The sequence below is a fragment of the Streptomyces sp. SID13726 genome (assembly GCF_010548375.1).
In the GTDB taxonomy this organism is placed as follows: domain Bacteria; phylum Actinomycetota; class Actinomycetes; order Streptomycetales; family Streptomycetaceae; genus Streptomyces.
In genome coordinates this window covers 547,773-556,610 of sequence record NZ_JAAGLY010000006.1, presented here as the reverse complement: position 1 = coordinate 556,610, position 8,838 = coordinate 547,773, and the positions used below count along the sequence as shown (strand labels likewise).

Below are 8,838 nucleotides of genomic sequence, written 5' to 3'. Positions count from 1 at the left end.
TTCATAGTGTTTCGGTGGTCATAGCGTGAGGGAAACGCCCGGTTACATTCCGAACCCGGAAGCTAAGCCTTACAGCGCCGATGGTACTGCAGGGGGGACCCTGTGGGAGAGTAGGACACCGCCGAACTCCTTTTAGAGCTCTGGCTCTTGGGCACTCAGCCCAAGAGCCAGAGCTTTTTTGCGTTGAGGTAGGGTCAGGGGGCATCGTTGGCACGTTTCCCACAGGAGGCCCCCGGGTGGAGGTCCAGGAGACCCGGGTCCAGACGGACCGGGTCCTCACCATCCCCAACATCCTCAGCATGGCGCGGCTCGTTGGTGTGCCGCTCTTCCTGTGGCTGATTCTCAGGCCTGAGTTCGGAGGGCCCAAGAGTGACGGCTGGGCGTTGCTGGTGTTGGCCCTGAGCGGGATCAGCGACTATCTGGACGGCAAGCTCGCCCGACGGTGGAATCAGATCAGCAGCCTCGGCCGGCTGCTCGATCCCGCGGCCGACCGGCTCTACATTCTCTCGACTTTGGTCGGTCTCACCTGGCGCGAGATTCTGCCCATCTGGTTGACGGGTGTACTTCTCCTGCGGGAGCTGGTTCTCCTGGTGATGGTGGGCATCCTCAGGCGGCACGGTTATCCGCCGCCGCAGGTGAACTTCCTAGGCAAGGCAGCCACGTTCAACCTGATGTACGCCTTCCCGCTGCTCCTGCTCAGTGACGGAACTGGCTGGCTCTCGTCACTCGCTGCTATTTTCGGATGGGCGTTCGCTGGATGGGGTACAACGCTGTACTGGTGGGCAGGAGTCCTCTACGTGGTACAAGTCCGCCGCCTGGTCCGTGCGGACGCCATGGCCGATTGAACTCGCCCATTCGTAGGGCCTTAGTGGCTCGATGGCCCCCGGCGGAAAAGTGCGGGACAATCTGGACGGGTGAAGTCGGCTAGACCGTCGTCTCTTAGAGGAGGACGCTTCCGACATGAAGGCCGTCGTGATGGCCGGAGGCGAAGGCACACGCCTTCGTCCCATGACCTCAAGCATGCCCAAGCCGCTCCTGCCGGTGGCCAACCGGCCGATCATGGAGCACGTTCTGAGGCTGCTCAAAAGGCATGGGCTCAACGAGACCGTCGTCACTGTCCAGTTCCTGGCCTCCTTGGTCAAGAACTACTTCGGTGACGGTGAGGAGCTCGGAATGGAGCTCACCTATGCCAATGAGGAGAAGCCACTCGGTACCGCCGGAAGCGTCAAGAACGCCGAAGAGGCGTTGAAGGACGATGCTTTCGTCGTCATTTCCGGTGATGCCCTGACCGACTTCGACCTCACCGAGCTCATCAACTTCCACAAGGAAAAGGGTGCGCTGGTCACTGTCTGTCTGACCCGAGTGCCCAATCCGCTTGAATTCGGCATCACCATCGTCGATGAAGAGGGCAAGGTCGAGCGCTTCCTTGAGAAGCCGACCTGGGGCCAGGTTTTCTCGGACACCGTGAACACGGGCATCTATGTCATGGAGCCCGAGGTCTTCGATTACGTCGAGGCCGATGTGTCCGTGGACTGGTCCGGCGATGTCTTCCCGCAGCTGATGAAGGAAGGCAAGCCGATCTATGGCTATATCGCCGAGGGGTACTGGGAGGACGTAGGCACCCACGAGAGCTATGTGAAGGCGCAGGCCGACGTACTGGAGGGCAAGGTCGACGTCGAGATCGACGGGTTCGAGCTCTCTCCGGGTGTGTGGGTGGCCGAGGGTGCCGAGGTGCATCCCGATGCCGTGCTCCGCGGGCCGTTGTACATCGGCGACTACGCGAAGGTTGAGGCCTGTGCAGAGATTCGCGAGCACACGGTCGTCGGGTCGAACGTGGTCGTGAAGAGCGGGGCCTTTCTGCACAAGGCCGTCGTGCACGACAACGTGTATGTCGGGCAGCAGAGCAATCTGCGCGGGTGTGTGGTCGGGAAGAACACCGACATCATGCGTTCGGCTCGTATCGAGGACGGCGCGGTCATCGGTGACGAGTGTCTGGTCGGCGAGGAATCGATTATTCAGGGGAATGTGCGGGTCTACCCGTTCAAGACCATCGAGGCCGGCGCCTTCGTCAACACCTCGGTCATCTGGGAGTCCAGGGGACAGGCGCATCTGTTCGGTGCGCGCGGGGTGTCGGGCATCCTGAACGTCGAGATCACGCCAGAACTCGCGGTCCGGCTCGCCGGTGCCTATGCGACGACCCTCAAGAAGGGGTCGACCGTCACCACCGCCCGCGACCACTCCCGCGGTGCCCGGGCGCTGAAGCGGGCGGTCATCTCCGCCCTTCAGGCCAGCGCCATCGACGTACGAGACCTGGAGAACGTACCGCTGCCCGTGGCGCGGCAGCAGACCGCGCGGGGGAGTGCCGGCGGGATCATGATCCGGACCACGCCCGGGGTGCCGGACTCCGTGGACATCATGTTCTTCGACGGGCGGGGTGCGGACCTTTCGCAGGGCAGTCAGCGGAAGCTGGACCGGGTGTTCGCGCGGCAGGAGTACCGGCGGGCGTTCCCTGGGGAGATCGGGGATCTGCACTTCCCGGCGAGCGTTTTCGATTCGTACACCGGTTCGCTGCTGCGGAACGTCGACACGACAGGGATTTCCGAGTCCGGGCTCAAGGTCGTCGTAGACGCGTCGAACGGCAGTGCGGGGTTGGTGCTGCCGAGTCTGCTCGGGAAGCTCGGGGTGGATTCGCTGACCATCAATCCGGGGCTCGACGAGTCCAGGCCCACCGAGACCGCGGACGCCCGTCGGTCGGGGATGGTGCGGCTGGGCGAGATCGTGGCGTCGGCGCGGGCCGCGTTCGGGGTGCGGTTCGACCCGGTGGGCGAGCGGCTGTCCCTGGTCGACGAGAAGGGGCGGATCATCGAGGACGACCGGGCGCTGCTCGTCATGCTCGACCTGGTCGCCGCAGAACGGCGCAGCGGGCGTGTGGCGCTGCCGGTGACCACCACGCGGATCGCCGAGCAGGTGGCGGCGTACCACGGCACTCAGGTGGAGTGGACGACCACCTCGCCCGACGACCTCACGCGCGTGGGGCGGGACGACTCGACGATCTTCGGTGGTGACGGCAAGGGTGCCTTCATCGTGCCGGAGTTCAGCAGTGTCTTCGACGGTGCCGCCGCCTTCGTACGGCTGATCGGGCTGGTGGCGCGGACGCAGCTCACGCTCAGTCAGATCGACGCGCGGATTCCGCGGGCGCATGTCCTCAAGAGGGATCTGGCGACCCCGTGGGCGGTCAAGGGGCTGGTGATGCGGCGGGTCGTGGAGGCGGCGGGCGATCGCTTCGTCGACACGACCGACGGTGTGCGGGTCGTCGAGACGGACGGGCGTTGGGTGATGGTGCTGCCCGACCCGGCCGAGGCGGTCACCCATCTGTGGGCGGAGGGGCCGGACGACGCGTCCGCGCAGGCTCTGCTCGACGAGTGGTCCGCGGTCGTGGACAGCGCCGGCCGCTGAGCCCATTCACGCGCGCGTGCCGGGCAGGTGTCCCCAAGGGGGCCTGTCCGGCACGCCGATGGGGCCATTCGGAGGTAGGGGCCGCGACGTGCGACGATGTGCGGCATGCCGCAGCAGCCCCCCATTCGGAGCACGCCCACGCGCCCCTCGCGCCCGGACGCCTCCATGTCGCTGCTCACCAACGTCATGGACCACAGCCTTGACGACGGATACGCCGAGGCGGCGGCCCGGAAGAAGGCGGCCGGTGACGGCGGTCTGCCCAGGACACTGCGGGCGAAGCTCGGACTCGCCGTCGGCCTGGTGCTCGCCGCTCTGGTGGTCACCGTGGGGGCGGCGCAGGCCCGGGTGGCCGCTCCGGTCGTGGCCAAGGAGCGTGAGGAACTCGTCGACCGCATCGACCGGGAGACGGTGACGGCGGACAAGCTGGAGAAGAGCGTCGACGAGCTGCGCGACGACGTGAACCAGCGGCAGCGCGAGGCGCTCAAGCAGAGCGGCGACAGCGGCCAGGCGGATCTCGTGAGCATTCTGTCGGGGGCCGCCGAAGTGCACGGCCCCGGCGTCAAACTGGTGGTGAACGACGCCAAGGAAGCCACCACGGGCGGGGACGGGAACCCGCGCGAGACGTCCGGGTTCTCGGACACCGGGCGGGTGCGCGACCGGGACATGCAGCGGGTCGTGAACGGGCTGTGGGAGTCGGGTGCCGAGGCCGTCTCCATCAACGGACAGCGGCTGACCGCGCTGTCGGCGATCAGGGCCGCGGGTGACGCGATACTGGTCGACAACAAGCCGCTGGTTCCGCCGTATACGGTGCTTGCGGTGGGGGACGGGAAGCGGCTGAGCACCAGGTTCCAGAACAGCGCCGACGGGCTGTATCTGAACGCCCTTCAGGAGAACTACGGCATCAGGACCGCCATCTCCGTGGAGGACGACCTCCGGCTGCCGGCCGCACCGAGTGTGATCGTACGTACAGCAGAGCCGAGAACTGAGAAGGGCACATCGTGATCGCCGTACTGGGCCTCGTCGTGGGAGTCGTGGCCGGCCTGTTGGTCCGGCCCGAGGTTCCGGCGGTCGTCGAGCCTTATCTGCCGATCGCCGTGGTGGCGGCGCTCGACGCCGTCTTCGGTGGTCTGCGGGCCATGCTCGACGGCATCTTCGACGACAAGGTCTTCGTCGTGTCGTTCCTGTCCAACGTGGTGGTGGCCGCCTTGATCGTGTTCCTGGGCGACAAGCTGGGCGTGGGCGCGCAGCTGTCGACCGGAGTCGTCGTGGTGCTCGGGATCCGGATCTTCTCGAACGCCGCCGCGATCCGCCGGCACGTCTTCCGGGCGTGAGGCCGATGAGCGAGCAGGAAGAGCCGCCCGGCAACAGGCTGCGCAAGGAACTGCCCCAGGAACTCCCGGTGACGCCTCCCGAGGAGACCGGCGCCCCGAAGCCGGAGCCCGGTCTGACCGGCCGTCAGAGGCTGGCTCAGGGGCTGTGGCCGCCGCGGGTGACGCGGGCCCAACTCATCGTCGCGGTACTGCTGTTCGGGCTCGGATTCGGCCTCGCCGTCCAGGTGGCCTCGAACAGTGACAGCGACAGTGCGCTGCGCGGGGCGCGACAGGAGGATCTCGTACGCATCCTCGATGAACTGGATGACCGAACTCAGCGTCTTGAAGACGAGAAGCAGGGCCTGGAGAAGCAGCGGGACGAGCTGGAGAACAGCTCCGACCAGGCGGAAGAGGCCCGGAAGCAGACGGTCGAGAAGGAGCGGCAACTCGGCATCCTGGCGGGCACGGTTGCCGCGCAGGGGCCGGGCATCACGATGACGATCGAGGACACGAAGGGGACGGTCGAGGCGGACATGCTGCTCGACGCGGTCCAGGAGTTGCGCGCGGCCGGTGCCGAGGCGATCCAGGTGAACGGCGTGCGGGTCGTCGCCGGGACCTATCTGACGGACTCGGGCAAAAGTGTCGGCGTCGACGGGAACAAGATCACCTCGCCCTTTCGTTTCAAGGTCATCGGGAACCCGCAGGACCTGGAACCGGCGCTCAACATCCCTGGAGGCGTGGTGCAGACTCTCGAGAAGGAGCAGGCCACCGTTACCGTCGAGCGGTCGGACAAGATCGTCGTGGACGCCTTGCGAGCGGCGAAGCGGCCTGACTACGCTCGGTCGTCCTCCCAGTGAACCGGGGGTGCATGGGGGACATCGGGCCAGGGCATGAGGTTGCGGGGGGTCGGCGCACCGAATGGGTGGTGCGTGGTGGAAACTGTCTGGTGGAAACGGACGTTGTGAGGATGTCCGGGTCGACCGGTGTGTTCAATCAGGGTTCGTCCTGCCCCACGGGCGGGTCTGTTTCGGTCAAGGGGAATCGCCCGTGAAGTTGTTTCAGAAGTTGTTCGGCAAGAGCGCGCGCGAGGGTAGCGACAACGCGACCGCTCGTCATCGCGCACAGCCAGATTCAGAGGGTCAGCGCCCGCTCTTCAGGGACCAGGTGGGCGGCCCGGGCGGTGACGTTTCCGGAGGTCAGGGCGAGCCGTCTGTTGACCCTGCCCAGTCCGGCGGCATAGGTTTCGGGCAGCCGTCAACCTCAAGTACGGGTGGAGGGTTTTCCCCTATGTCGGCCCAGGTGTGTACGAGGTGCGGCAACCGCAACGCGGAGAACAGCCGCTTCTGCTCCAACTGCGGTGCTCCGCTGCGGGCCGGGGCCGTTCCCGAGCGCCCCTCGGAGACGACCTCCACCATCTCCATCTCCGGACTCGAGGCGTACGACGCCGAGGTGACCGGTCAGACGCAGATGCCGGCGCTCTCGCCTGAGGCGCAGGCCGCCGTCGACGCGCTGCCGCTGGGCTCCGCGCTCCTGGTGGTGCGCCGCGGGCCGAACTCGGGCAGCCGCTTCCTGCTGGACGGCGAGCTGACCACGGCCGGCCGTCACCCGCAGAGCGACATCTTCCTCGACGACGTCACCGTCTCGCGTCGGCACGTGGAGTTCCGGCGCGGCCAGGACGGCTCGTTCACGGTGTCCGACGTGGGCAGTCTCAACGGCACGTACGTCAACCGTGAGCGGATCGACTCGGTCGCTCTGAGCAACGGCGACGAGGTGCAGATCGGCAAGTACCGGCTGGTGTTCTACGCGAGCCAGCGGGGCTACTGACCCTCCCAGGGAAGGTCCATGCTTCAAACACCGAGCGGCGGTGCCGGACACGGCACCGCCGCCACGGACAGTGGGCTGATGAGCATCGGCACGGTGCTGAACGTGCTGCGCGACGAGTTCCCCGAAGTCACGATCTCCAAGATCCGCTTTCTGGAGTCCGAGGGGCTCATCGAGCCGCGGCGCACCCCTTCCGGGTACCGCAAGTTCAGTGACCGGGACGTCGAGCGCCTCGGCCACGTCCTCAGGATGCAGCGGGACCACTATCTGCCGCTCAAGGTGATCCGCGAGCACCTGGACGCCATGGAGCGGGGCGAGGCCGTCGCGCTGCCCACGGTGGGCCGTCAGCGGGACGGAGAAACGGTCCTGGAGGTCTCCGAGGGACCCACCGCGGCCCGGATCGGGCGGGACGAGCTGCTGGCCGCCGCCGAGATCGACGAGCAGCAGCTGGCGGAGTGGGAGTCGTACGGCCTGGTCACCCCGCTTCAGGACGGCTCCTACGACGCCGAGACGGTCACCGTGGCCGCGCTCGTCGTGGAGCTCGGGCGGTTCGGGATCGAGCCGCGGCACCTGCGGGCGATGAAGGCCGCCGCCGACCGTGAGGCCGGGCTCGTGGACCAGGTCGTGGCCCCGCTGAAGCGCCACCGCAACCCGCAGACCCGCGCGCACGCGGAGGCCCGTACGAAGGAACTTGCGGGGCTCACGGTGAAACTGCACGCGGCCCTCGTGCAGACCGCTCTCGGCGTACGGCTGCCCTGAGGGTGCCGGGAGGCGGATCCGCCCCCCGTTTCCGGCCCGACTACCCAAACGTCCCGGGCACGGCCTAGGGTTGCTGTGTGAACGAGCTCGATGTCGTAGGTGTCCGGGTCGAAATGCCCTCCAACCAACCGATCGTGCTCCTGCGTGAAGTGGGAGGCGACCGCTACCTCCCCATCTGGATCGGGCCGGGGGAGGCGACTGCGATCGCCTTCGCGCAGCAGGGCATGGCCCCCGCACGACCGCTGACCCACGACCTGTTCAAGGACGTGCTGGAGGCGGTCGGCCAGGAGCTCACCGAAGTGCGCATCACCGATCTGCGTGAGGGCGTCTTCTACGCGGAGCTGGTGTTCGCCAGCGGGGTCGAGGTGAGCGCGCGGCCGTCCGACGCCATAGCGCTGGCCCTGCGCACCGGGACGCCGATCTACGGCAGCGACGGGGTGCTCGACGACGCCGGGATCGCGATTCCGGACGAGCAGGAGGACGAAGTGGAGAAGTTCCGCGAGTTCCTCGACCAGATCTCCCCCGAGGACTTCGGCACGAGCAGTCAGTGAGGCGGCGGCGGCCGATCCGGCGGATCAGCGGTCCGTGACGGGCCGGTCGTGTCCGGTCACCACTGAAATGCTGGCATTTGCCACCGGCGTGTGAGAGCGTCCTGCGGCCCGCTCGGAGCGCATTCGGCTAGCCTTTCCCCGCGGTTGGGTACGGGAAACCACTCCTAGGGTGATTATCACTCGGCGTGCCGAGTGTGGCGATCGTTGACGCACCCCTGGTGACTGCCTACCGTCGAGAAGGCAGGTCAAGGACGGAGGTCGGCGTGAGAAGCAGCGGCGACGGTACGGCTGGGGGTGCCCCCGGACGGAGTCTCGGGGCGAACGGCCCGTACCCGCTTCACGGCAGCGCGGCCGATCACACTCCGCAGCGACCGGCGGCCGTGCCGAGCAGCGGAGGGGCGACGTCCATGGCGTCCGAGCAGATCGGCTATCGCGGCCCTACGGCGTGCGCGGCGGCCGGCATCACCTACCGGCAGCTCGACTACTGGGCGCGCACCGGTCTCGTCGAGCCGAGCGTGCGGCCCGCCTACGGGTCGGGGACGCAGCGGCTCTACAGCTTCCGGGACGTCGTCGTCCTGAAGATCGTCAAGCGGTTCCTCGACACCGGCGTGTCGCTGCAGAACATCCGCACCACGGTCCAGCACCTGCGGGAGCGGGGTTTCCAGGACCTGGAGCGGATGACGCTCATGAGCGACGGCGCCACGGTCTACGAGTGCACCTCGCCCGACGAGGTCCACGCGCTGCTCCAGGGCGGCCAGGGGGTCTTCGGGATCGCCGTGGGCGTGGTGTGGCGGGACGTCGAGAGCGCCCTGTCGCAGCTGCACGGGGAGCGGGTGGACACCGGCGAGACGCTGGTGGGGCACAACCCCGCGGACGAGCTGGCGCGGCGGCGGAACCGGGCGGTCTGAGGCCCGCCCCGCCACCTGCCTGTTCGGCGGGGC

General features: G+C 67.5%; 9 protein-coding genes and 1 rRNA gene. All 10 read left to right on the top strand.

Going from position 1 to position 8,838, the window contains the following annotated elements:
- The first annotated feature begins 10 nt into the window (after window positions 1–10).
- The 10 genes from rrf (at window position 11) to G3I78_RS19635 (ending at window position 8,805) form a co-directional block, all read left to right on the top strand.
- A 5S ribosomal RNA gene (gene rrf, locus G3I78_RS19680) occupies window positions 11–127 on the top strand.
- A gap of 109 nt (window positions 128–236) precedes the next feature.
- Entirely contained in the window at window positions 237–845 is a 609-nt protein-coding gene (locus G3I78_RS19675) for a CDP-alcohol phosphatidyltransferase family protein (RefSeq protein ID WP_164426208.1), read from the top strand.
- Between the two features lie 115 nt (window positions 846–960).
- On the top strand, window positions 961–3,456 hold the full coding sequence (locus G3I78_RS19670) for a mannose-1-phosphate guanyltransferase (protein ID WP_164426207.1): 2,496 nt from the start codon (window positions 961–963) through the stop codon (window positions 3,454–3,456).
- A gap of 105 nt (window positions 3,457–3,561) precedes the next feature.
- On the top strand, window positions 3,562–4,458 hold the full coding sequence (locus G3I78_RS19665; RefSeq protein ID WP_239157909.1) for a DUF881 domain-containing protein: 897 nt from the start codon (window positions 3,562–3,564) through the stop codon (window positions 4,456–4,458).
- Complete coding sequence (locus tag G3I78_RS19660; protein WP_003988855.1) at window positions 4,455–4,787, top strand: small basic family protein; 333 nt, start codon at window positions 4,455–4,457, stop codon at window positions 4,785–4,787. The genes G3I78_RS19665 and G3I78_RS19660 overlap by 4 nt, the downstream gene beginning before the upstream one ends.
- A 5-nt stretch (window positions 4,788–4,792) precedes the next feature.
- On the top strand, window positions 4,793–5,623 hold the full coding sequence (locus G3I78_RS19655) for a DUF881 domain-containing protein (protein WP_164426206.1): 831 nt from the start codon (window positions 4,793–4,795) through the stop codon (window positions 5,621–5,623).
- Window positions 5,624–5,684: 61 nt separating this feature from the next.
- Window positions 5,685–6,590: an FHA domain-containing protein gene (locus G3I78_RS19650; RefSeq protein WP_164426205.1), complete on the top strand. Its 906-nt coding sequence runs from the start codon at window positions 5,685–5,687 to the stop codon at window positions 6,588–6,590.
- 18 nt (window positions 6,591–6,608) lie between these two features.
- On the top strand, window positions 6,609–7,346 hold the full coding sequence (locus tag G3I78_RS19645; protein ID WP_164426204.1) for a MerR family transcriptional regulator: 738 nt from the start codon (window positions 6,609–6,611) through the stop codon (window positions 7,344–7,346).
- Window positions 7,347–7,423: 77 nt separating this feature from the next.
- The gene (locus tag G3I78_RS19640) at window positions 7,424–7,897 is read left to right on the top strand and encodes a bifunctional nuclease family protein (RefSeq protein ID WP_004002801.1); all 474 of its coding nucleotides are present in this window, start codon (window positions 7,424–7,426) and stop codon (window positions 7,895–7,897) included.
- A 263-nt stretch (window positions 7,898–8,160) separates the two neighbouring features.
- On the top strand, window positions 8,161–8,805 hold the full coding sequence (locus G3I78_RS19635) for a MerR family transcriptional regulator (RefSeq protein ID WP_164426203.1): 645 nt from the start codon (window positions 8,161–8,163) through the stop codon (window positions 8,803–8,805).
- Window positions 8,806–8,838: the final 33 nt, after the last annotated feature.